At 73.9% G+C, this 22,670-nt stretch carries 21 protein-coding genes and 1 pseudogene; 17 read left to right on the forward strand and 5 right to left on the reverse strand.

Translation table 11 applies throughout. From position 1 onward, the window contains the following. The 4 genes from ABZS58_RS06815 to ABZS58_RS06830 form a co-directional block, all read left to right on the forward strand. On the forward strand, positions 1 to 292 hold a 292-nt coding region (locus ABZS58_RS06815; protein ID WP_354778384.1), incomplete at its 5' end, for a hypothetical protein. After that, positions 289 to 3,144 carry a hypothetical protein gene (locus tag ABZS58_RS06820; RefSeq protein WP_354778386.1) on the forward strand — a complete coding sequence of 952 codons (2,856 nt, stop codon included), beginning with the start codon at positions 289 to 291 and terminating at the stop codon, positions 3,142 to 3,144. The genes ABZS58_RS06815 and ABZS58_RS06820, both read left to right, overlap by 4 nt. 71 nt (positions 3,145 to 3,215) lie before the next feature. After that, entirely contained in the window at positions 3,216 to 3,440 is a 225-nt protein-coding gene (locus ABZS58_RS06825; protein ID WP_354778388.1) for a hypothetical protein, read from the forward strand. A 70-nt stretch (positions 3,441 to 3,510) separates the two neighbouring features. Next, positions 3,511 to 6,963, forward strand: a complete 3,453-nt coding sequence (locus tag ABZS58_RS06830; protein WP_354778390.1) for an ABC transporter ATP-binding protein — start codon at positions 3,511 to 3,513, stop codon at positions 6,961 to 6,963. A gap of 84 nt (positions 6,964 to 7,047) precedes the next feature. Here ABZS58_RS06830 and ABZS58_RS06835 read toward each other — a convergent pair whose 3' ends face one another. Beyond that, positions 7,048 to 8,031 carry a hypothetical protein gene (locus ABZS58_RS06835; protein ID WP_354778392.1) on the reverse strand — a complete coding sequence of 328 codons (984 nt, stop codon included), beginning with the start codon at positions 8,029 to 8,031 and terminating at the stop codon, positions 7,048 to 7,050. 77 nt (positions 8,032 to 8,108) lie between these two features. On the opposite strand from ABZS58_RS06835, the gene ABZS58_RS06840 reads away from it, so the two are divergent. The 6 genes and pseudogenes from ABZS58_RS06840 (at position 8,109) to ABZS58_RS06865 (ending at position 10,980) form a co-directional block, all read left to right on the forward strand. Beyond that, complete coding sequence (locus tag ABZS58_RS06840) at positions 8,109 to 8,948, forward strand: hypothetical protein (protein ID WP_354778394.1); 840 nt, start codon at positions 8,109 to 8,111, stop codon at positions 8,946 to 8,948. Positions 8,949 to 9,024: 76 nt separating this feature from the next. Continuing rightward, positions 9,025 to 9,633: a hypothetical protein gene (locus ABZS58_RS06845; RefSeq protein WP_354778590.1), complete on the forward strand. Its 609-nt coding sequence runs from the start codon at positions 9,025 to 9,027 to the stop codon at positions 9,631 to 9,633. A gap of 116 nt (positions 9,634 to 9,749) precedes the next feature. Continuing rightward, positions 9,750 to 10,088 carry a MerR family transcriptional regulator gene (locus tag ABZS58_RS06850; RefSeq protein WP_203844090.1) on the forward strand — a complete coding sequence of 113 codons (339 nt, stop codon included), beginning with the start codon at positions 9,750 to 9,752 and terminating at the stop codon, positions 10,086 to 10,088. Continuing rightward, a complete protein-coding gene (trxA, locus tag ABZS58_RS06855) occupies positions 10,088 to 10,414 on the forward strand; it encodes a thioredoxin (protein WP_354778396.1) in 327 nt (108 codons plus the stop codon). The genes ABZS58_RS06850 and trxA overlap by 1 nt, the downstream gene beginning before the upstream one ends. A gap of 73 nt (positions 10,415 to 10,487) precedes the next feature. Further along, positions 10,488 to 10,697 (forward strand): annotated as a pseudogene (locus ABZS58_RS06860) (EAL domain-containing protein); the annotation flags it as partial. Between the two features lie 52 nt (positions 10,698 to 10,749). Then, on the forward strand, positions 10,750 to 10,980 hold the full coding sequence (locus ABZS58_RS06865) for a helix-turn-helix domain-containing protein (protein ID WP_354778592.1): 231 nt from the start codon (positions 10,750 to 10,752) through the stop codon (positions 10,978 to 10,980). Between the two features lie 42 nt (positions 10,981 to 11,022). Here the strand turns inward: ABZS58_RS06865 and ABZS58_RS06870 are convergent, their stop codons facing one another. Next, positions 11,023 to 11,793: an SDR family NAD(P)-dependent oxidoreductase gene (locus ABZS58_RS06870; RefSeq protein WP_354778398.1), complete on the reverse strand. Its 771-nt coding sequence runs from the start codon at positions 11,791 to 11,793 to the stop codon at positions 11,023 to 11,025. Between the two features lie 26 nt (positions 11,794 to 11,819). Between ABZS58_RS06870 and ABZS58_RS06875 the strand changes: the two genes are divergently transcribed. The 6 genes from ABZS58_RS06875 to ABZS58_RS06900 all read left to right on the forward strand — a co-directional run bounded on the left by ABZS58_RS06875 (position 11,820) and on the right by ABZS58_RS06900 (position 18,117). Further along, on the forward strand, positions 11,820 to 12,482 hold the full coding sequence (locus ABZS58_RS06875) for a hypothetical protein (RefSeq protein WP_354778400.1): 663 nt from the start codon (positions 11,820 to 11,822) through the stop codon (positions 12,480 to 12,482). Positions 12,483 to 12,604: 122 nt separating this feature from the next. Continuing rightward, positions 12,605 to 13,579: a hypothetical protein gene (locus ABZS58_RS06880; RefSeq protein WP_354778402.1), complete on the forward strand. Its 975-nt coding sequence runs from the start codon at positions 12,605 to 12,607 to the stop codon at positions 13,577 to 13,579. 218 nt (positions 13,580 to 13,797) lie between these two features. Next, complete coding sequence (locus tag ABZS58_RS06885) at positions 13,798 to 14,814, forward strand: nitroreductase family protein (RefSeq protein WP_354778404.1); 1,017 nt, start codon at positions 13,798 to 13,800, stop codon at positions 14,812 to 14,814. Between the two features lie 161 nt (positions 14,815 to 14,975). After that, on the forward strand, positions 14,976 to 16,184 hold the full coding sequence (locus ABZS58_RS06890) for an LCP family protein (protein WP_354778406.1): 1,209 nt from the start codon (positions 14,976 to 14,978) through the stop codon (positions 16,182 to 16,184). Between the two features lie 17 nt (positions 16,185 to 16,201). Then, entirely contained in the window at positions 16,202 to 17,836 is a 1,635-nt protein-coding gene (locus ABZS58_RS06895) for a Na+/H+ antiporter (RefSeq protein WP_354778408.1), read from the forward strand. A gap of 14 nt (positions 17,837 to 17,850) precedes the next feature. Continuing rightward, the gene (locus ABZS58_RS06900) at positions 17,851 to 18,117 is read left to right on the forward strand and encodes an acylphosphatase (protein WP_354778410.1); all 267 of its coding nucleotides are present in this window, start codon (positions 17,851 to 17,853) and stop codon (positions 18,115 to 18,117) included. A 42-nt stretch (positions 18,118 to 18,159) separates the two neighbouring features. Here ABZS58_RS06900 and ABZS58_RS06905 read toward each other — a convergent pair whose 3' ends face one another. The 3 genes from ABZS58_RS06905 to ABZS58_RS06915 all read right to left on the reverse strand — a co-directional run bounded on the left by ABZS58_RS06905 (position 18,160) and on the right by ABZS58_RS06915 (position 20,853). Next, positions 18,160 to 18,657, reverse strand: coding sequence for a SigE family RNA polymerase sigma factor (locus ABZS58_RS06905; protein WP_354778412.1), 498 nt, complete (start codon positions 18,655 to 18,657; stop codon positions 18,160 to 18,162). Between the two features lie 85 nt (positions 18,658 to 18,742). Beyond that, complete coding sequence (locus ABZS58_RS06910) at positions 18,743 to 19,495, reverse strand: hypothetical protein (RefSeq protein WP_354778414.1); 753 nt, start codon at positions 19,493 to 19,495, stop codon at positions 18,743 to 18,745. Between the two features lie 149 nt (positions 19,496 to 19,644). Then, on the reverse strand, positions 19,645 to 20,853 hold the full coding sequence (locus ABZS58_RS06915) for a helix-turn-helix domain-containing protein (RefSeq protein WP_354778416.1): 1,209 nt from the start codon (positions 20,851 to 20,853) through the stop codon (positions 19,645 to 19,647). A gap of 172 nt (positions 20,854 to 21,025) precedes the next feature. Between ABZS58_RS06915 and ABZS58_RS06920 the strand changes: the two genes are divergently transcribed. After that, entirely contained in the window at positions 21,026 to 22,666 is a 1,641-nt protein-coding gene (locus ABZS58_RS06920) for an FAD-binding dehydrogenase (RefSeq protein WP_354778418.1), read from the forward strand. Positions 22,667 to 22,670 lie beyond the last annotated feature (4 nt).

Below are 22,670 nucleotides of genomic sequence, written 5' to 3' on the forward strand. Positions count from 1 at the left end.
GCCCGGCAACAGCCCGCCCGGCAACAGCCCGCCCGGCAACAGCCCGCCCGGCAACAGCCCGCCTGGCAACAGCCCGCCTGGCAGTGGTTCGTCCGGAGACGGCGCGCCTGACAACAGTTCGTCGGGCGACAACCCGACTGGCGACAACCCGACTGGCGGCGGCCCGTCCGGCGGCGGCCCGTCCGGCGGCGGCCCGTCCGGCGGCGGCCCGCCCGACGACAGCGTGCCCGGTGACGGCAGCGGTGACGGCGAGGGCACACACGACGGCGACAACGCCGGGAGGTCGCGGTGATCGTGCTCGTCCTGGCGATGCTGTGGTCGCGGCGCGGCCGGGCCGTCACCGTCATGCTCCTGACCGCCCTGGCCACCGCCGGTGCGCTCGCCGCTCCCGCGTACCTCGCCCGCGCCGACGACCGGATCGTCCGCACCGAGGTCGCCGGCGCCTCGCCGTCGGAACGCACCGTGCTCATCACCGGCGAGGTCCAGTCCTCCAACGGCGGGAGCATGGCCAAGACGTTCGAGAACCTCGCCGACGGCTGGCTCGACGCACCCGGCTACGCGAGCGTCTTCTCCGCCCAGTTCGTCGCCCAGCCCGGCGACCTCGTGATGGCGACCGCCGCGCAGTTGACCACCGTCGTGTACCGCGAAGGCATCTGCGAGCACGTCCGCGTCGTCGCCGGTCGCTGCCTGATGGGCGCCGGCGACACGGTCCTGACCGGGCGCACCGCCGACCGGCTCGGGCTGCGCCCCGGCGACACCGTGTCACTGGCCGGGTCCAGGTACGACATCACGAGCTCGCGGTTCCTGCGGGCCGGAGAGCCGACCGCGCTCACCGTGGTCGGCGTCGTCGAACCCCGCGACGGCGCGGAACCCTACTGGGGCCGTCTCGGCGGCATCCGCGACGCGTTCCAGGTCGACCGGCGCACCCTGGACACGTTCGCCCGGCCCAGCGAGCTGCAGGCCTACGACGCGTACCCGACGCCCGGCGCCATCACCGTGGAGACCCTTCCGGGCTTACGCGAATGGGTCGACGAGGCGCAGCAGCGCGGCAACGACGACGCCCGGCTCAGCACCGACCTGGACGTGCTGCTCGACCGCATCGCCGAGCGCCGCGCCGAGGTCCGCGCCGCCGTCCCGTTCGCGGTCGCGCCCGTGCTGCTGCTCGCCTGGGCCGTCATCACGCTCGCCGTGTCCACGGTCATCCGGGCCCGCCGCTTCGAGCACGGCGTCGTCGCGCTGCGCGGCGTCGCCCGGCCCGGCCGGTGGTGGCTGGCCACCGGCGAGACGCTGCTGTCGGTGCTGACCGGCGCCCTCGTCGGCTTCACCGCCGCCGGCGGCTGGCAGACCCGCGGCGCCTGGCCGTACGCGACCGTCGCCGTCCTCGGGGCGCTCGCTGTCGCCGTCACCGTCGCGCTGCGCACCGTCTCCGCACCCGTGTCGGCGCTGCTGCGGCAGGTCGACCGGCACACCGCCCGCTGGCGCGGCCTCGCCCTTGAAGGCGTCCTCGTCGTCGCCGCGGTCGTCGCCGTCGTCCAGGTCCGCGGCCGGCCCGGCGGGGTGGCCCTGCTCGCGCCGGCCCTCGTCATGCTCGCCGTCGCCGTCCTCGCCGGCCGGATCGTGCCGATCCTCAGCGGGCTGTCCGCCGGCCGGGCCCTGCGCCGCGCCGCCACCGGCCGGCTCCGGCTCGCCGGGGCGCTCGCCGGGTTCCGGCTCGCCCGGCGCCCCGTCGGCGCGCGGCTGCTGGCGCTGCTGACCGTCGCCGTCGGGTCGCTCGCGTTCGCCGCGGGCGCCACCGCCGCGGCCGACCAGCGGCAGCGGCAGCAGGCCGACCTCGACACCGGCGCCGCGGTCGTCCTCGGGGTCGACGCGACCAGCCGCGGCCAGCTGCTGCGGGCCGTGCGCGCCGCCGACCCCGGCGGCCGGTCCGCGATGGCGGTCGTGCCGCTGCGCGACGGCGAGGGCGACGAGGCCGCGGCCGTCGCGGTCGACGCGGCCCGGCTTGCCGCCGTTGCGCTGTGGCCGGCCGGCGCGCCACCGGCCGCCGACGTGGCCGCCCGCCTGCACCCGCCGCTGTCCTTCACCCCGATCGTCCACACCGGCGGGAAGGTCACCCTCGACGTCACCGCCGTCACCATCGACCGGCCGGACCTGGTCCTGACCGCGACCGTCGCCCCGCTGGACGGGCAGAGCACCGGCACCGTCGAGCTCGGGAAGCTGGTGGCGGGGCGGCAGTCGTACACCGGCGAATCCCCAATGTGCGTGCGCGGCTGCAGACTGGTCGAGATCGCCGTGCAACTGCCGCCCTATGTCGGGCCGGCGACCGTCGTCACGCTGCACTCGCCGCCGACGACCGAATGGCGCCTGGGACCCGGCGCGACCGCGACCTCCGGCCCCGACGGCGTTACGTTCAGCCTGCCGATGACCTCCCAGCCCGGCGCCGGCGCGCTGCGTCCCGGGGGCGGACCCGAGGCGCTCCCCGTCGTGACGTCGGTCCTGCCGGCCGGCGACACGTTCAAGACCTTCGGCGGCAAGGCCGTCCCCGCGACCGCTACCGTCGCGCGCCGGCTGCCCCGCGTCGGGCGCGGCGGCGCGCTCGTCGACCTCGAATACGCCGACCTCTTCGCCGCCGACGACGGCCGCGCCACCGGCGCCGAGGTGTGGCTGTCGGCCACCGCGCCGCCCACCGTCGTCGATGCCCTGCGCGCCCAGGGCCTCACGGTCACCAGCCGCCGCACCGTCGCCGACACCCGTTCCGGGATCGCGGCCGGCGGCACCGCGCTCGGCCTGCGGTTCTATCTCTTCGCGGGCTGGCTGTCGGCGGCCCTCGGCGCGGCCGGCCTCGCCGTCGCCGCGATCGGCACCACCACCGCCGACCTGCGGGCGCTGCGCGTGCAGGGCCTGCGCCGGACCACCTCGACGCTCGTCGAACCCCTCGTCGTGCTCGCCCTCGTGGCCGCGGCGGGCGTCGCGGGGATCGTCGCCGCGGCGATCGCGTGGATCGCGGTCGGCGGCACGCTGCCGGGCCTGACCGGCACCGCCCCGCCGCCGCTCGCCGTGCCCGCGGCGACGGTCGCGGTCGCGTTGCCGGCCCTGGCCGCCGTGGGCCTCGCCGCGCAGGCCGCCGCCGGCCGCTGGTCACGCTGAGCCCGCCGGCTCACGCGGCCAGGTGGGTCCAGCCGGCCGACGCGGCGTTCGGCGGGCCCGTCGCCGGCGCGGTGATCGAGGACGCGGCCGAGGTCATGCTGCTGGACGGCGACCCCGCGACCGCCGTGACGCTGGTCACGGCGGCGGAGAAGGTGCGCGGCGGACCGGACCGCACCCGGCCGCACGTGACCGCGCTCGCCGGTGCCGCATCCGTTGCGCTGACGCCTGTCGAGCGGGCCGCCGCGGTCGCCCGGGGCCGGGCCGCGACGATCGGGACGGCCGCTGATCTCCTGTAATTGGTTTGAATTGTCCCCGGTCGCGGAGCAGTCTGCAGAGGCCGCCACAACGATCCGGGGGGATCTCACCATGCGCCTGCTCCGTGACCTCTGGGCCACGTCGCCGCGCCGCACCGGTCTGGTGGTGTTCCTGGTCATCCTCGGCGCCGCCGGTCAGGCCGCCGCGGCCGGCGTCGCCGGGTCCGTCCTGATCCATCGATCATGGACAATGTTCACGATTCTCGCGGTGGCGCTCGTCGCCGCCGTGCTCACCGACCTCGTCGTCGGGCTCATCATGGCCCGCGTCACCGCCGACTGGTCCGCCGACGTCCGCCGGCGGCTGTGCCGGGTCGCGTTCGGCCAGGACCTGCCGACGCTGGAGACCACGCCGGTCGGCGAGCTGCTCGACCGCATCGACGGCGACGTCTACCAGGTCGCCTCCGAGCTGCGTGGCAGCGGCGTCCGGATCGCCCAGTCGGTCGCGTTCGGCGCGCTGTCGATCGCCACCACCATGTATGTCTGGTGGCCGGCCGGCGTCGCCATGGTCGTGCTCGTCGCCGGGCTCACCGCCGTGCTGCGCAAGCCGGCCGCGAAGATCGGCACCGCCCGCATGGGCGAGGAGGAGGCCTGGTCCGACCTCGCCGCGGTCATGGAGGAGTCCATTCACGGCCAGGACGACGTGCGCACCAGCCTCGCGCGTCCCTATGTGCTGCGGCTGTACGCCCACCGCGCCAGCGTCGTGCTCGAGCGCGGCCGGCAGGTGTGGACGCGCTCCGGCGCCGTCACCGCGGTCGCCGCCGGCACCGTCCGGGCCGGCATCGCCGTCATCGTCGTCGCCGGGCTGTGGGCCATGACCGCCGGCCACATCGACGGCGCCCGGCTCACGGCCGTGTGGCTGCTCGCGCTCGGCTTCGGCGCGACGGTCGAGCACACCAGCCGGTTGGTGCCGGAGCTGCAATACGCGCTCGGCGCCTGGGGCCGCGTCCAGCTGCTGCGCGACTCGCCGCAGGAGCCCGCCGGCGGTGGCGAGCCGTCCGCCGGCGACCTCGTCGTGCGGGACCTGACGTTCCGCTACACCAAGGAGTCCGCGGCCCGGGCCGCCCTGCTCGACGTCAACCTCACCTTCGAGCGCGGCCGCTCCTACGCGCTCGTCGGCCGGACCGGCTCCGGCAAGTCGACCCTCGCGAAGGTCCTCACCCGCGCGGTCGACCTGCCGCGCGGCGCCGTGTTCCTCGGCGGCGTCGACCTGCTCGACCTCGACGTGGAGGCGTTGCGCCGCTGGATCGCCGTCGTGCCGCAGCGCACCGAGATCCTCGCCGGCACCCTCGCCGAGAACATCGCCCTGTTCGACCCTTCGTTGCTGCCGCGCGCCGCATCCGCCCTGGACGAGCTCGGCCTCGCCTCATGGGTCGCGGAGCTGCCCGACGGGATGGCGACCAGGCTCGGCGAGGGCGGCCACGTGCTGTCCGCCGGGCAGGAGCAGCTGGTCGCGTTCGCCCGCATCGTCGTGCGCGACCCGCAGGTCGTGATCCTCGACGAGGCCACCGCCCGGCTCGACCCGGTCACCGAGACGCAGGTGCAGCGGGCCACCGACCGGCTCCTCGTCGGGCGGATCGGCATCATCGTCGCGCACCGGCTGTCGTCGGTGCGCCGCTGCGACGAGGTCGTGGTCCTCGCCGACGGCGCGGTCGTCGAGTCCGGCCCGATGTCGTCCTCCACCCGGTTCGCGGCCCTGCTCGCCCAATCGGAGATCCGGGTGCCGGTGCCTTCTGGCGGCGTCGGTCTTCTCGACCGGCCCTCGCCGCTGGAGGGTTCCCTCGTGTCCGCTGTGTCGGACAAGACGGATCCGCCGCCGCTGCCGAAGCTGCCCCGTGCCCGCACGCTGTGGAACATCTACAAGCTCGCCACCAACGACCCCCGCTACGGCCTCGCCGCCGTCGCGATGTTCGCCGTCATGGTGTTCCTCGGCCTCGACGGCTCGGTCCTGCCGTGGCTGTGGGCCGACCTCGTCGACGGCTCCGGAGGCCTGCTGTGGCCGGCCGCCGGGATCGTCGCCGGTCTCCTGCTGCCGTTGCCGCTGCCGTACTACACGGGCAAATGGTTCCCCGAGTGGTGGGTCAGGCAGCTGCTGCGCATCAGCCTCCGCCTGGTCCACGGCCAGACCGGCCCGCGCCGGGTCAGCTCGCACACGCCCGCCGAGGTCGTCGCCCAGGGCGGCGACACCGAGCGCGTGGTCGTGCTCGCCGACAACCTCATCGACCAGTGGATCTGCGCGTTCGTCCTGGTCTCGATGACGCTGGTGTCGGGCTCCCTCGTCCCGGCCGCCTTCATGGCCGCCACGATCGTGGTCTCGGGCCTCGCCGCCACCCTGTTCGGCCCCGTCCTGAAACGCTCGGCCACCAAGACCGTGGCCGCCCGGGCCGCGTTCGCCACGTCCCTGGTCTCGTCGCTGTCCGCCGCGCGCACGGTCAAGCTCGCCGGCGCCACCGTGCCCGTCCTGGACCACCTCGCGAAGCTCGACGACATCCGCAGCGGCCGGCAGCGCTGGGAGATCTCGATGCAGGTCTGGGCCCGCTCCACCCCCGCCATCGCCAGCGGCCTGCTGCCGATCGGCGCCTGGGCCCTGCTGCTCACCGGCAACCTCTCCGCCGGCGCCACCCTCGTCGCCGTGTCGACGCTGGGCTCCGCCCGCTGGTTCGCGTGGACGACCGCATCGCTGGTCTCGCAGCTGCCGTCGGCCCGCGTCTGGACCCGGCGCACCGTCGCGATGACCGGCGAGGGGGAATACGCGGCCGCCGTCCCCGGCGTCGACCTCTCCGAAGGCGTGGCACCCGCGCCCGTCGCCCCGCCCCGCCGCCCGCTGCGCCGCCTCGACCTGGCCGGCTTCGCCGCCGTGCACGAGGACGGCACCGTGGCCGTGCGCGACCTCGACCTCACCATCTCCCGCGGCGAGCTCGTCCTGGTCGTCGGCCCCGTCGGCTCGGGCAAGTCGTCGCTGCTGCGCGCCCTCGCCGGCATCGTCCACCACACCGGCGCCCTGCGCTGGAACGGCGAACCCGTCACCGAACCCGAGATGTTCCTGCGCCCCAACCAGATCGGCTACGTCGCCCAGCTTCCGCGCGTCCTGTCCGGCACCGTCGCCGACAACATCAGCCTCGGCCACGAGGTCGACGCCGACGACGCCGTCTCCACCGCCCAGCTCACCCACGACCTGGCGGCCGCGGGGGCGGGCCTCGGCCTGCTCATCGGCCACAAGGGCACCCGCCTGTCGGGCGGCCAGCTCCAGCGACTCGCCCTGGCCCGCGCCCTCGCCCCACGCACCGAGCTCCTGATCGCCGACGACGTATCCTCCGCCCTGGACGTGACCACGGAACTCGCGCTGTGGCGCGCCCTGCGGGACCATGGCGTCACGGTCATCGGCTCCACCTCGAAGCGCGCCGCCCTCACCCAGGCCGACCGCGTCGTCGTCCTCCTCGACGGCACCGCCGCCGCCCAGGGCACCTGGCACGAGCTCGAACCCCACTGGGGCCACCTGGCCGGCTGACGGCCCCGGGGAGCTCGGGTCCGGCGCCTCGGTCCCGGACCGGCCCACGGCGGGCCGTCGCGGCCGTGCCGGCCGCCGTCGTCGCTACGGGGTCGTCCGCGGGCCGCGAAGCAGCGCCGCGAGGTGCTCGATCTCGTCCGCGGTGACGTCGGTGTCCAGGTGGCCGCGGATCCCGCCGAAGTTCACGTCGTACATCTCCTGCAGGTCTTTCTCGCTGGTTCCGTTCGCCAGTACCGTCGAGCGGACGGACCAGTGATCTCGCAGCCGTTTGGCGAGTGTCTCGCGGCCGTGGGTGATCGCGTGGGGCATGATCGAGTCGTAGAGCCGGTCCGGGTCGTGGACCGCTTGACGGGCCCAGTCGTCGCCCCAGAACTCGAGCGTCCACCCGGGCCACAGCTCAGCCCAGCGCTGCCGCAGCCCATGCAACGGCTCCACGGTCCACAGCCCGGCCCGCCGGGCGGCCGGGTCGAGATCCAGGCCGGCCGTCGGGGAGTTCGTGGCGGACTCGGGAAGCTCGGGCCCGGCGGCGACCCATTCGACCAGGTCGGATCCCATGTGCCAGCGCCGCCACGCGTTGTCGGGGTTCAATCCGTACAGCCGCACCCGGCCGTCGGCGCCGCGGATGGTGACGACGGCCGCGACGGGGTCGTCCGGCTCGAACTCGTTGCGCCCGGTCCGCCCCGGGCGATGGTCGTTGCGGGCGCCGGCCGGGTCGACCCCGATGTATGCCATCAGGTCCGCTACGCCGTCGTAGGCCCACCGGATCTCCCAGCCCGGCCACGTCGCCGCATACGCCTCCAGCATCGCCGCCCGATACACCATCCTGTTGTAGACGGTGTTGAACAGCAGCAGGACCCGGCGGTCGACGTCGATCAGCACACCGCCCTCGCACATGACGTCGTCGAACCAGCGACCGTCCGCGAAGTCACCCAGGTTGGCCAGCCAGCGCAGCACCACCTCTGGACCGGCTGCGAAGTTGTAGTCGATCCCGTGGCCCGCGCCGCCGCCCTGCGCGTACACGGTGTACCCGGCGTCGCGGACGACGACGTAGTTGACGCTGCTTCCCACCGGCGTACCATAGCGCCCCCGACCGTGCGGTCGGCTGGAGGTTCCTTACCGGGGCCGGCACCACCTAGGCTGCCGGGATGATCTCCGCGATCCTCGCCGGCACCGCCCGTCATCCGCGCCGGGTGCTCGGCGGCGGCGTGGCGGTCGCGGGCGGGCTCCTGGGAGTGCACCTGCTGGCGGCACCGTACAGCGGCACCAGGTTTGCGGTAGCGGCGCTGCTGCCCTTGCTCGGCCTGGTGTTCATGGTCCTGACGCTCGTTGCGCAGGCCCGGTGGCGACCGGCTGCGTTCGTCGTCGACGCGGGCGTGCCGGCGTTTCGTACGCTGCGCCAGCCGGGCCACGTCTACAACGCCTCCGGTGTGGCCTTCATGAGCGCGGCCGCTGTCACGGCCGCGGTCAACGCCCGTGGTGTGCCGCGTGACCCGGCATCCTCCGACCTGATCGGGCTGGCCATGGCGCGGACACTCGGCATCCTGGCGCTCCTGATCGTCGTGATGGCCGTCCTGCTCGCCGCCGCGGTGGCGTGGCGGGGCATCGGGGTGCAGCTGCGGCCGGAGGGCGTGATGGACCGCAGCCTTCTCGGCACCGTCACCGTCCCGTGGGATGCCCTGACGACGAACTCGCTACCACCCACCACACCTTCTGCAAGGCTCCTGCGACTCACGTATGCCAGACCGGACCTGGTCCGCGTCACCGGCCTGCCCCTCACCCGACAGATCAACACCGACACCGTCAACGCGCTGTTCCTGGCACACACCCTCCACCACTACCTGATCCATCCCCAGCATCGCCCGCACATCGGCACGGCCGCCGGATACGCCGAACTGCTCACCGCACTGCACGGCCCGGGACCGCGCCGGCCCGCTGACACCTCACGATCAGGACCAGGACACCCCGTACATCACGAGCCGGCCTGATCGTGCCTCTCATGCCACCGGGAGCACCGCTGATATCGGCGGGACGCCGGGTCGAGGTGGCTGGCGGGCGGTGGGTATGACGGCGCGGCGCATAAGGCTGCTCTGGTCGCGTCGCGGTCCCGCTGCTGCCGGGCAGGACCGTCGGTGGCGGGAGCTGGCGCGGACGCTCGCCGACGCGGGCTTCTGGCACGACCAGCCGCCCGCTGCGGCGGAGGCCCAGTGGCGGGAAGTGGCGGCCGGAGGCTACCCGTTCACCTGCGCCGTCCTTGACGATGTGGCGTTTCACGCCGACGGGGAGGAACTCGCGGAGGGCAACGTTGAGGACCTGCTCCGCGAGATGGCTCCGGCGCTGCGTCGCTTCGGTGTCACGCTGCAGGTCCGCACGGTGTCCGGGAGCCACGACGACTACGTCGTGGACATCAACGGTCGCCGGTGTGTGATTCTGGATGCTGGCGATCCGCACACCGACTCGCCGTGGTTCGAGGCGACCGTCCGGCCTCTCGCGCTCGTGAACGAGCTGCTGGTCGCGGCGGGCACGCCGGTTCGTGTCTTCACGCTGTACACGGGCGGAAACGAGGGCCGAGCGCTCCTGCTCGATCCGGCCGTTGTGGACGCGGTCCGGCACAGCGGCCTGGTCGACGACCGCGAAGTGCCCGAGCTGCCGGTCTCCGACCGCGACCGGTGAACCAAACGCGGGCGGGCCTCCGCCGCGGACCCGCTACGGGCGGCTTGCAAAGACGACCCTGGGGCGGCAAACACACGCTGGCGTTGACGTCACTGTCAAGGTTTACCGTTGGCGGCATGCGGATCGGTGAGCTGGCGGAGCAGGCCGGGACGAGTGCGCGGGCGTTGCGGTACTACGAGCAGCAGGGGTTGCTCAGTGCCAGGCGGAGCTCGAACGGCTACCGGGACTACGACGAGGAGGATCTGCGGCTGGTGCGGGAGATCCGCGCGTTGCTGGAGATCGGGTTCAACCTCGAGGACACGAGGCCGTTCGTGGAGTGCATCCGGGAGGGGCACAGCTCCGGCGCCGAGTGCCCGGCGTCCGTCGAGGTGCTCACCAGGCGGCTCGCCGAGATCGACGACTACATCGTGCGGCTACGGCGGATCCGGGCCACGATCGTGAAGGAGCTGGGCTGATGCTGGACGTCACCGATGCCACGTTCGAAGACGAGGTGCTGGGCAGCGAGCTGCCGGTGCTGGTGGACTTCTGGGCCGAGTGGTGCCCGCCGTGCCACAGATTGGCGCCGGTGCTGGAGGAGCTCGCCGTGGAGTACGAGGGCAGGGTGAGGATCGTGAAGATCGATTCGGATGCGAACCCTGAGGCGGTGCGGGCCTACGGGGTGATGTCCATGCCGACGCTGAGCATGTTCCGGGGCGGCGAACTGGTCTCCCAGGTGGTGGGGGCGCGGCCGAGGTCGCAGCTGCGGGCACAGCTCGACGAAGTCGTCGTCACAGTGAGCTGAAGCACGCTCAGACCGGGCCGGAAGCGGCCGATGCAGCAGGGGTGCGGAAGACGCTGTGGATGTGGTGGACGCGCCGGTCGACATCCTCAAGGTCGACAAGTCGTTCGTCGATCACGTCGGTACGCCCAACCGGCAGGCCGTGATCGCGCGGGCGCTCATCGACGTGAGCAACCACCTGCGGCTGACCGCGATCGCCGAAGGGGTCGAGACCGCGGCGCAGGCCGAGGAGCTGTACCGGCTGGGTTACCGCTTCGTCCAGGGGTACCACTTCGGCCGGCCTGCTGGTCAACGCGCTCGCCGACGGCCCGCGCCGGCACAGCGAGCTGCGGCGGCGCATCGCCGGCGCCAGCCAGAAGATGCTGACCCAGACGCTGCGCGCGCTGGAGCGCGACGGCCTCGTCAAGCGCACGGTCACCGCCGCGGTGCCGGTCCGCGTCGACTACGAGCTGACCGATCTGGGCAGGTCCCTCGCCCCGGTCCTCGGCGCGCTCAAGTCCTGGGCCGAGGACAACATCGAGCACATCATGGCCGCCCGCGACGCGTATGAGGTGCAGGCGACGGGATAGTCCCGCACCGCGGGCACGGGCCACCGGCGTCCGGGCGCGACCTCAGCGAGCGGTCCAGCCGCCGTCGATGAGGAGGGTTTCGCCGGTGATGAGGGAGGCGGCGGGGGAGACGAGGAAGAGCACGGCGCCGGAGACCTCCACGGGTTCGCCGATCCGGTGAAGGGCGGCGATGCGGTCGACGACGTCGCTGCGGTGGGCGGGGTCGGCGAGGTACTCCTCGGTGCCCGGGGTGTGGATGAACGTGGGGGCGACCGCGTTGACCGTGATGCCGTGCGGGCCCCATTCGACGGCGAGGCAGCGGGTCAGGTGCGAGATGGCGGCCTTCGTCATGCAGTAGACGGATTCGCCGGGGAGGGCGACCGCGCCCGCCTGGGAGCCGATGTTGACGATGCGGCCGTGGCCCTGGCGGATCATGACGCGGCCGGCGGCCTGGCTGGTGAAGAAGGTGCCCTTGAGGTTGACGGCGAGGGTGCGGTCGAAGTCCGCCTCGGTCACGTCGGAGGCGGGGTTCTCGGGGGCGATGCCGGCGTTGTTGACGAGGATGTCGAGGCGGCCGAAGTGCGCGACCGTCGCGTCGACGGCGGCCTGGATCTGCGCCACGTCGGTGACGTCCATCTGCAGCGGCAGGACCCGGCGGCCCAGCGCCGTGACCGCGTCGGCGAGGCCCGCGTCGGCGGAGCGGTCGCGCAGCCCGAGCGCGACGTCGGCGCCCGCGTGTGCGAGGGTGAGGGCGATCGCGCGGCCGAGGCCCCGCGCGGCCCCGGTCACCAGGGCCACCTGCCCCGGCACGTCGAAACGCGGAAAGCCGTCCATGCGGGCAGCGTACGTGAAGGGGCAACATGATCATCCCGGCGCGGTTCAACGGCCCACCCGGCTCCGGCAACGGCGGCTACACCGCCGGTCTCGTGGCGGCCCACGTCCGGGCCTCGGCGGTCGAGGTCACGCTGCGCAGGCCGCCGCCGCTCGACACCGAGCTCACCGTCAGCACCAGCGCGGACTCGGTGCAGGTGCATGACGGCGAGGCGCTGGTCGCGTCCGCTCGCGCCGGGCAGGGCGGAAGACCCGACCCGGTCGAGGCCGTCCCGTTCGGAGCGGCGGTCGAGGCGTCGGAGCGCTATCCGGGGTTCACGGCGCACCCCTTCCCGACCTGCTACGTCTGCGGGCCCGACCGCACCGACGGCCTCGCCCTGTTCCCCGGCCCTGTCCAGGACGGCCGCACCGCGACCCCGTGGCGCGTCCCGCTGGACGTGTCGCCGGTCATGGTGTGGGCGGCCCTCGACTGCCCCGGCGGGTGGTCCGTTCTCACGCAGGGCCGCCCGTACGTGCTGGGCCGCATCACCACGGTCGTGGACGCGGTGCCGGCGCCCGGCGCCGAGTGCGTCGTCGTCGGGCGGCACGTCGGATCCGAGGGCCGCAAGGCGACGGTGCTGTCCACGCTGTACGGGCCCGACGGCGCGGTCCTCGCCCTGGCCGCCGCGACCTGGATCGCAGTGGACAGGTGAACGGCCGCCGGCCAGGTGGCCGGTGTCCCGTGCATGACGGGACCTTCGGCCCTGAGCCGTAACGCCGTCGTTGCCGATGCTGAATGCGGCAAGGACGGACGGCGGACGCTGGAGGCGACCCGATGCGACTCGACGACACGGTGCTGGCGCACGAGAAGTGGTTCCTGAAGGACCCGTCGGCGTACACGCCGGACTGGTCGTTCGCGGCCCGGCCCGTGACGCTCGCCGCGCTCGCGCTCGTCATCGCGGTCACCGTCGCGTGGCGGGCCGTCGGACGGCGGGTGGGCACCCCGGAGCTGACCGTCCTGCGGCCGATCGGCCGGATCACGCCGTTCCTGCCGCGGCTGCTCGCCATCCACCTCGGCGTCAGCCTGCTCACGCTCGCCGCCCGCGGCTACTTCCTCGCCGCCGACCTGGAGCTGACGCGGCTGCCCGCGCCGGCGCTGCTCGCGGTCGTGGAGGGCGCGCTCGGCGTCTGGTTCATCACCGGGTACCGGCTGCGACCCGCCGCCCTGCTCCTCGTCGTCGTGGGGCCCGTCGCGCTCGCCGCGACCGGACCGGTCAGCCTCCTGGAGGCGGCCGACCTGCTGGGCATCGCCGGGTTCCTCGCGTTCCTGCCGCCGTCGGGCGACCGGCACGGCGCCGTCGCCGCCGACCCGCGGGTCCTGCGCCGGGCGCTGCTCGCGCTGCGGGTCGGCGTCGCCACCGCCCTGGTGACCCTCGCGTTCTCGGAGAAGCTCGCCAACCCGGCGATGGCCCGCGCGACGCTTGCGCACTACCCGCAGCTGGACGTCTTCGCCTACTTCGGGCTGCACGTCCCCGCCGACACGTTCATCCTGGTGGCGGGCGCCACCGAGCTGCTGTTCGGCCTGCTCGTGCTGTCCGGCGCGATGCCGCAGCTGGCGATGCTGGTCGCCGCGGTCCCGTTCAACGCGACGCTGCTCATCTTCGGCGCCCCGGAGCTGCTCGGCCACCTGCCCGTCTACGGCGTGTTCCTGACCCTGCTGGCCTACGGCTCGGACCCGCGCACCGCGGACGCCGTCCGCTGGCTGCCCCGCCCGCGCCGCGCCCCGGCGCCGCGGACCGCCGCCGCCTAGCGGAGCCCGCAGGCCCAGATCCTGCCACCGGTCAGGTCCGGACACGCACTCCGCTGCGTGGCAGGCGCGGCGGCCACCCGTACACCGGCATCCCCCGGGGTCCCGGACCGCAGGGGCCGAAAGTCCCGCCGGTGCGGGCACCTGTGCACTGCCCGCCGCCCGCCCCGAGGCGCGACGGTGGAGGTGCCGACAATCCGAACACCTCGAAGGAGCCCGTCATGGCCGCCATCCAGTACACCGACCGCGGCACCGGCGTGCGGGTCAGCCCGGCCGGCCGGGCGCTGACCGACGCCGTCCTCGCCGCGCTCGGCGCGCCGTCGATCCTCAACACCCAGCCGTGGCGCTGGCGCATCGACGGCGACACCGCGCAGCTGCGCGCCGACCGGACCCGGCAGCTGCCGGTGATCGACCCCGACGGCAGGCTGCTGACGCTCAGCTGCGGCGCAGCCCTGCACCACGCCCGGGTCGCGCTCGCCGCGGAAGGGATCGGCTGCGAGGTGGCGTACCTACCGGACGCCGACGACCCCGACCTGCTCGCCACCGTGCGGCACGCCGGTCCCGTCGAGCGGGCCGCCGGACCGCAGCGGCTGCGCCGGGCGATGGGCATCCGGCGCACGGACCGGCGGCCGTTCGCCGACCGGGACGTGCCGGACGCGGCCCTCGACCGGCTCCGCGAGGCCGCCGCGGCCGCCGGCGCCGACCTGCACCTGGTCCGCCCGCAGGACCTCGTCGGGGTCGTCGTCGCCGCCGGGCACGCCGCCGACGTGGAGGAGGGCGACCCGGCGTACCGCGCGGAGCTCGCGGCGTGGGTCCGCGACGACGACGCCGACGGGGTGCCCCCGGCGACCGCCGCCGGGTCCGGGCCGCGCACCGTGCCGATCCGCGACTTCACCGGCACCGCCGAGCGGCCCAGCGTCTACACCGGCGGTGAGGTCGCCGACCGGCACGCCCGTTACGCGGTCCTGGTCACTCGCGGTGACCTGCCCCGGGACTGGATCGCGGCGGGCGAGGCGCTGTCGGCGGTGCTGCTCACCGCGACCGGCGACGGCCTGGCCGCCTCGCCGATGAGCGACCTGGTCGAGGTCGAGCCGGCCCGGACCGTCCTGCGCCGGATGCTCGGTGACGTCGGCCACCCGGCGATGGTCGTCCGTGTCGGTGTCCCCGGCCGTGCGGGCGCCGCTCCGGAGCCGCCCCGCCGCTCCTCCGACGACGTGGTGGACGGCGCCGGTGGGTGACCAGCGCCACACTGCGCGACGGTCCGGCAGGTGAACGCCAGTCGACCAGTGGAAACTCGGCGGCGCTATCGTCGGAGACGGCCGAGGAGAGAAGCAAGACGCAACGTTGCACGCCCCGGTTCCGTCTTCAGGTTGAGTTCGACGGTCGGGAAGGGCGTGGAGTGGCGAAGCGGCGCGGCGAGGCGAAGAAGCGCAAAGATCCGTTGTGGGCGAAGTTGCTGCTCGTGCTGGGCGCGTTGCTGCTCGTGGCGAGCGGTGGCGGGCTGATCGGCGGCAAGCTGCTGCTCGACCACTACAGCGACGAGATCACCCACACCGGCGGGCTCGGCGAGGCCGCCGCGGAGGGCAACACCATCAACGGGCCGATCAACCTGCTGCTCGTCGGCGTCGACGAGCGCCCGGACAACGCCGAGATGGGCTCCCGCGCCGACTCGATCATCGTCGCGCACATCCCCGCCAGCCATGACGCCGTCTACCTGACGTCGATCCCCCGCGACACCAGGGTCAAGATCCCGGCGTTCGCGAAGACGAGGTACACCGGCGGCACCGCCAAGATCAACTCCGCGTTCGCGGCGGGCTCGGAGAACGGCGGCGGCCGCGACGGCGGCCTCGAGCTGCTCGCCACCACCGTCAGCAACCTGGCCGGCGGCAGCCTGAAGTTCAACGGCGCCGCGATCGTCAACTTCGACGGCTTCAGGGGCCTGGTCGACGCGATGGGCGGTGTGCACATGTGCGTCGACGAGAGGGTCACCTCCATCCACACCGGCTGGAACACCAAGACCGGCGCCGAGGGCGTGCCCTACAACTTCTCCAACGACCTGCCCACCACCCTCAAGCCCAACATGCGCCCCCAGATCTACGAGGTCGGCTGCTACGACATGGAGCCCTGGGAGGCCCTGGACTACGTCCGGCAGCGCGACAAGCTCGCCAACAACGACGGCGACTACGGCCGCCAGCGCCACCAGCAGCAGTTCATCAAGGCGATGGTGAAGAAGGCGACCAGCGCCGGCGTCATCACCAACCCGATCAAGGTCGCCGAGATGCTCAACAGGATGGGCGCCGCGGTCTCCTTCTACAACCACGGCATCCAGTTGACCGACTGGATCTTCACCCTCAAAGGCATCAAACCGGACCAGATGGTGACGCTGAAGGTCAACAACGGTGACTACCACTCCGAGACGATCGGCGGGCAGTCCTACGAGATCCTCGACGACACCGCGAAGGAACTCCTGGCCGCGATCGTCCGTGACGAGGTCGGCCCGTTCGTCGCCGCCCACCCCGAAATGGTCAACAACAACGCCGAGCAGGCCGCCGTCGCCCCGGGTGCGACCCCGACGAAGTCGCCGTCCGTGAAGGCTTCCACCCGGTAACCCCTGACAATGGGGAAGTGAATGCCGAGACGCTGCTGCTGTTCGTCCTCGCCGCGGTAGCCGTCGTGGTCGTGGTGCGCTGGTTCGCCGGGCGCACCGGACTGCCCGCCGCGGCGCTCCTGCCCGTCGTCGGCATCACGTACGCGCTGCTGCCCGGCCCCAACGTCGTGCTCGAGCCGGAGATCGTGCTGACGTTCGTGCTGCCGCCGCTGCTCTACAGCGCCGCCCTCGACTCGTCGCTGCTGGCCATCCGGCGCAACGTCCGGATCGTGGTCAGCCTGTCGGTGATCCTGGTGCTCATCACCGCCCTGGTCATCGGATACGGCTTCCACCACCTGGTCGCCGGGGCGACCCTCGCCGCCGGGATCGCGGTCGGCGCCGCCGCCGCCCCGCCGGACCCGGTCGCCGCCCTCGCCGTCGGGCGCAAGGTCGGGCTGCCCCAGCGGCTCGTCACGATCATCCAGGGCGAGGGCCTGCTCAACGACGCCACCGCCCTGACCATCCTGAGCTTCGCGTCGGCGGCGGTCGTCGGCGGCGGCTTCTCCGCGACCGCGGCCGTCTGGAAGTTCGTGGTCGCGGCCGTCGGCGGGGCCGCCACGGGCGCCGCCGTCGCCTACGTCGTCCGGCTGCTGCGCCCCCTGACCCGCGACCCGATGTCCGCGAACGCGGTCTCGCTCGCCACGCCGTTCGCCGCGTACCTGCTCGGCGAGCACCTGCACGTCTCCGGAGTCCTCGCCGTCGTCGTCGCCGGGCTCGTCGTCGGCCACCACGCGCCCCGCGCCGGCTCGGGCGCCAGCCGCCTGCAGACCAGCGCCGTCTGGCGGCTCGTCGACTTCCTGCTCGAAGGCTTCGTGTTCCTGCTCATCGGCCAGCAGCTGCCCGAAGTGATCCGGGGGCTGCGGGAATACGAGACGTCCACCATCGTCGTCGCGGTCGCCGTGTCGGTCGGGGCGGTGCTGCTCATCCGGCCGCTGTGGCTGCTGCTGACCCAGTCGCTGCCCAGGTCGCTGCACTCGCGGCTGGGCACCGGGCAGCACTCCGACAAGCTCACCGGCCGCGAGGTGACCGCGCTGAGCTGGGCCGGGACCCGCGGCGTGATCAGCCTCGCCGCCGTGTTCACACTGCCGAGGATCACGCCCGACCGGGACCTGCTGCTCTTCTGCACCCTCGTCGTCGTGCTGGTGACGCTGGTCGGGCAGGGGCTCACGTTCGCCCCGCTGGTGCGCCGCCTGGGCCTGCGCGCCGACGCCGTCGACGAGGCCCGCCTGCGCAACGAGGCCCGCTCGGCGTCCGTCCGTGCCGCCCTCGAACGCCTCGACGACCTCCAGGACCCCGGGGACGCCGCTCACCGCGACCCGGAGGAGGTCGCCGCCGAGGCCGAGGCGATCCAGGTCATGCGGGGCCTGCTCGGCCAGCGGCTCGCCCGCTATCAGGGCCGCCTCGACCTGCTGCAGAACGCCGAGTCCCCGGAGATGCCGGTTTCGCCACGGTACGAGGCGGCGCTGCGCATCCGGCGGGCGGCGATGGACGCCCAGCGGGAGGAGCTGCTGCGGTGGCGCGACGCCGGCACGCTCCCCGACGAGGGCCTGCGCGTGCTGGAGCGGGAGCTCGACCACGAGGAGCGCCTGCTGCCCGACCGGCCGTCGGCCTGACGTACCGTCGCAGCATGGAACGCAGGCGGGTGCTGGTGTCGGGACAGGTCCAGGGCGTGTACTACCGCGACACCTGCCGCCGGGTCGCCTCCGGCGCCGGGCTCGGCGGCTGGGTCCGCAACCTCGACGACGGCCGGGTCGAAGCGGTCTTCGAGGGGCCCCTGGAGGCGGTCGAGCGGCTCGTCGCATGGACCCGGCACGGTCCGGCCGAGGCATCGGTCACGCTCGTCGAGGTGCACGAGGAGACCCCGGAGGGCCTGGCCGTCTTCGCGATCCGCTGAGCCACTCCTCGCCGCGCCGGGCCCGGTCGCGACAGTGCGGGCTCAGTCGCGCAACGCCAGTTCGGTCGTGCCGAGCAGGCGGCGGAGCCTGGACAGGCCGCGGGCACTCTGCGACTTCACCGTGCCGGCGGAGATGCCGAGCAGGTCGGCGACCGTGTCGACGCTCTGGTCCTCCCAGTACCGCAGCACCAGGACCGCCCGGTCCCGCGCCGAGATGTGGCCCATCGCCTCCAGCAGCGTCAGCCGCAGCTCCGGCTGGTCCGCCGGCGCCTCCGTCTCGGCGATGCGGGCCACGACCAGCTCCCGGCTGCTGCTGCGCCGCTGATGGTCGAGGAACACCCGCAGCAGGACCTTCCGCGCGTACGCGTCGGGAGAGTCGCGCCGCTGGATCCGCCGCCAGCTCACGAACAGCTTGGCCAAGGTCGTCTGCGTGAAGTCCTGCGCCAGGTGCCAGTCGTGACAGAGCAGGTAGGCGGTGCGCCGCAACTTCGGCGCCGCCGCCCGTGCGTACTCGACGAACTCCGCATCGACGTCGCTCATGCCGCCACCTCCGCTGCGCTCCGGCGTCGGCCTGAGCCAGAACTGAGCCCCTGATGAGCGGTCCTCCCGCTCCGCTCCGGACCGCTCATGCGAGATCCGGCAGGGTCGGGTGTCTGGCGGCGCCCTCGTCGACGAGGGACCGGGGGAGCATCGTGCCCCAGCGGGGGTCGGCGGCCACGGCCTCGGCCTGCACGGCGGTCAGCACCTGCGGCCCCGGCGGGTTCCCGGTGCCGTCCCAGGCGAGGCAGGCGGCGATGTTGACCTGCACGACGATCCCGTCGGGGCGGTCGAACAGCACCACGGTGCGCTGCACGCAGTTGTCCGGCAGGAAGACGACGGTCACCTGGGCGCCGTCCGCGCGCCGCACCGGGCCGGTGACGGCGCCCCCGCCGTCCATGACGGCCCGGTGGCCCACGGCGGCCGGACCGTCGGCGTCCCTGCCGACCGCGACCCGCAGCATGCCCGGGCCGTGGCCGGTGTCCAGGTACACCTGCACCATCAGGCCGCCGCCGGGGGTGGCGGCGTAGCCGCTGGTCACGCCGTCCGGCAGCAGCGACTCCAGCAGCACCAGCAGCCCGGCCGGCGTCGCCGGCACGAGCGGGTCCGTCCCCGTCGCGGGCGTGACGACCTGCGGCGCCGCCGGCCGCAGCGTGACGACCCCGCCCACCAGGCCCGCCGCGACGACCACGGCCAGCAGGGCGATCCCGCCCATCCGCAGCCGCCGAGCCACACGCAGCCGCCGGCCCTGCCGCATCGACGCCACGACCAGGTCCCCGATCGGCGGCTCCGGGCCGGTCGACAGCTCGTCGGTCAGCCGCGACCGCAGCTCCAGCTCCACCCGAGTCCTCCTCCGCTCACTCCTTTGACGGAGTGGCGCGGCGATCGGGTCGCTGTGGCCTGCGTCACAGACGCATCGGATGCCGGTCGGCCGGCGTCGACGCCGGTCACTACGGTCGGTGTGTGGCGCCGCGCCGTCCGCGGCGACCGCTACCGCCCGCTGCGGTGGTGCCGCAGGCCGAGCTGCAGCGCGAGGCGCTCGTCGGGGTCGTCGAGGCGGGCGCCGTACGCCTCCCGGAGCTTGCGGAGCCGGTAGCGGACGGTCTGCGGATGGGTGTGCAGCGCCTCCGCGGTCGGGATGACCTGACCCTGGCAGCGCAGCCACTGCAGGAGCGTCTCCGCGAGCACCTCCCGCGACGCCGGGGTCGCCGCCGCCAGGGGCGCGAGGGCGCGGGCGGCGAGCCGGTCCGCGACACCCGGCTCCCACACGCAGAGCAGGGTCACGAGGTGCTCGTCGCAGCCGGCGACGCCGTCGGGGAGCAGCCCGGCCTGCTGCAGCTGCAAAGCCCGCCGGGACAGCCGGTGCGAGATCCGGGCCCGCCGCAGCTCCACCTCGGGCCCGACCGCCGCCCGTCGCCCCGTGAGACCCCGGACGATCGTGCCGCCGGGGTGGCCCGTGAGGCCCCGGACGATCGTGCCGCCGGGGTGGCCCGTGGGACCTCGGACGGCCGTGCCGCCGGGGTGATCCGTGAGGCCCCGGACGACCGTGCCGCCGGGGTGGCCCGTGGCCGGAGGTGCGCCGGCCGTCTCGGGGGTGGTGCCGCGGGCGGGGACGACGATGCTGGTGGCGCCGTCGATGACGGTGGCGATCGCGCCGCCGCCGACGGCCCGGGCGAGATGCTCGGCGTCGGTGCCCTCGACGCTGACCACGGTCACCGCCGCCGGCAGCGGCCACCGTGCCGCCTCCGCGGCCGCGTGCAGGGCGGCGTCACCGGGCGGATCGGGCTGCACCAGCAGCGTGATCAGCCGCCGGCGGACCAGCGCCCAGTCGTGCGCCGCGTCCTGCTGCTCGTCCAGATACCCCTCGGCGGCGGCACCGGCGAGCACGTCGACGTATCCGAACAGCGCGTGAGCCACGGCGGACAGGTCGCCGCGGTCGAGCCTGGACGCCGGATCGCTGACCGTGGACCAGATCGCCCGCCCGCCGACGGTCAGCACCGAGCGCAGCGCGTCGATGCGGTGACCCTCGCGATACTCGGTGCGGCCCAGCTCGTGGAAGACCGCGCGGGTGCGGGTCAGGTCGCCGCCGGCCACGAACGCGTCGACGAACGCGTCGACGGCCGTCTCGACGCCCATCGTCAGCCCGCGGCCCTGCCCGCCCGTCAACGACCGGCCCTGGGCGAGCATCGCATCGCTCACCGTCGCCAGGGTGTGCTCGTGCAGGCGCTCGCGCAGCCCGCGCAGGCGGTCCCGGACGGTTGCGCTGAGGTCGACCGTGCACCTCCCGATATTGTCACCGCAGTGACAAAGTGACGCCGAGATTCTGCTCCCGGCGCCACGATTCTCGCACGCCGGTGCCTAGTCTGATGGTGTGGATGCAGATGTGATCGTGGTCGGGGCAGGACTCGCCGGACTGGTCGCGGCCGCCGAGGTCGCCGACGCCGGCAAGCGGGTGATCCTGCTGGAGCAGGAGCCGCCGCAGAGCCTCGGCGGGCAGGCGTGGTGGTCGTTCGGCGGCCTGTTCCTGGTCGACTCGCCGGAGCAGCGCCGGATGGGCATCAAGGACTCCGTGGAGCTCGCCTGGCAGGACTGGCTCGGCAGCGCCGCGTTCGACCGCGACGAGGACCTGTGGCCGCGCCGCTGGGCCGAGGCCTATGTGCAGTTCGCCGCCGGTGAGAAGCGGTCCTGGCTGCGCGCCATGGGCCACCGCGTGTTCCCCGTCGTCGGGTGGGCCGAGCGCGGCGGCGGCCCCGCCGACGGCCACGGCAACTCCGTGCCCCGCTTCCACATCACCTGGGGCACCGGCCCGGGCGTCGTCGAGCCGTTCGCCAAGAGGGTCGAGGCGAGCCCCCTGGTCGAGATCCGCTTCCGGCACCGCGTCGACGGCCTCGTGAAGACCGGCGGCGTCGTCACCGGCGTCAGCGGCTCCGTGCTCGCGCCCAGCGACGTCCACCGTGGACAGACGAGCTCCCGGGACGTCACCGGCGCGTTCGAGCTGACCGCGCAGGCCGTCATCGTCACGTCCGGCGGCATCGGCGGCGACCACGACCTGGTCCGCAAGGCGTGGCCGGCCCGGCTCGGCAGCCCGCCGCAGCGCATGGTCGCCGGCGTCCCCGCGCACGTCGACGGCCGGATGCTCGGCATCACCGAGGCCGCCGGCGGGCAGATCATCAACCCGGACCGGATGTGGCACTACACCGAGGGCCTGCAGAACTGGGACCCCGTCTGGCCCAACCACGGCATCCGCATCCTGCCCGGCCCGTCGTCGCTGTGGCTCGACGCGACCGGCAAGCGCCTGCCGGCGCCCCTGTATCCGGGCTTCGACACCCTCGGCACCCTCAAGCATCTGATGGCGACCGGACACGACTACAGCTGGTTCGTCCTCACCCAGAAGATCATCGAGAAGGAGTTCGCGCTGTCGGGCTCCGAGCAGAACCCGGACCTGACGAACCGCAGCGTCAAACAGGTGCTGCAGCGGGTCCGCCCCGGCGCGCCCGCCCCGGTCGAGGCCTTCAAGCGCAAGGGCGCCGACTTCGTGGTCGCGCCGACCGTGGAGGAGCTCGTCGCCGGCATGAACACCCTCGCCGGCTCGTCGCTGCTGTCCGCACCCGAGGTGAAGGCCGTCATCGAGGCCCGCGACCGGCAGCTCACCAACCCGTTCAACAAGGACGCGCAGATCACCGCGATCCGCGGCGCCCGGGCGTACCGTGGCGACAAACTCATCCGCGTCGCGACCCCGCACCGCCTGCTGGACCCGAAGGCGGGCCCGCTCATCGCGGTGCGCCTCAACATCCTGACCCGCAAGACCCTCGGCGGCCTGCACACCGACCTCGCCGCGCGGGTCCTGCGGGCCGACGGCACGCCGCTGCCCGGGGTGTACGCCGCAGGCGAGGCGGCAGGCTTCGGCGGCGGCGGGATGCACGGCTACAACTCCCTGGAGGGAACGTTCCTGGGTGGTTGCCTGTTCTCCGGCCGGGTGGCGGGCAGGGCGGCGGCCGCGGCGGTCGCGTGACCCG

Origin of the sequence: Dactylosporangium sp. NPDC005555 (assembly GCF_040605635.1) — a bacterium.
Taxonomy (GTDB): Bacteria; Actinomycetota; Actinomycetes; order Mycobacteriales; family Micromonosporaceae; genus Dactylosporangium.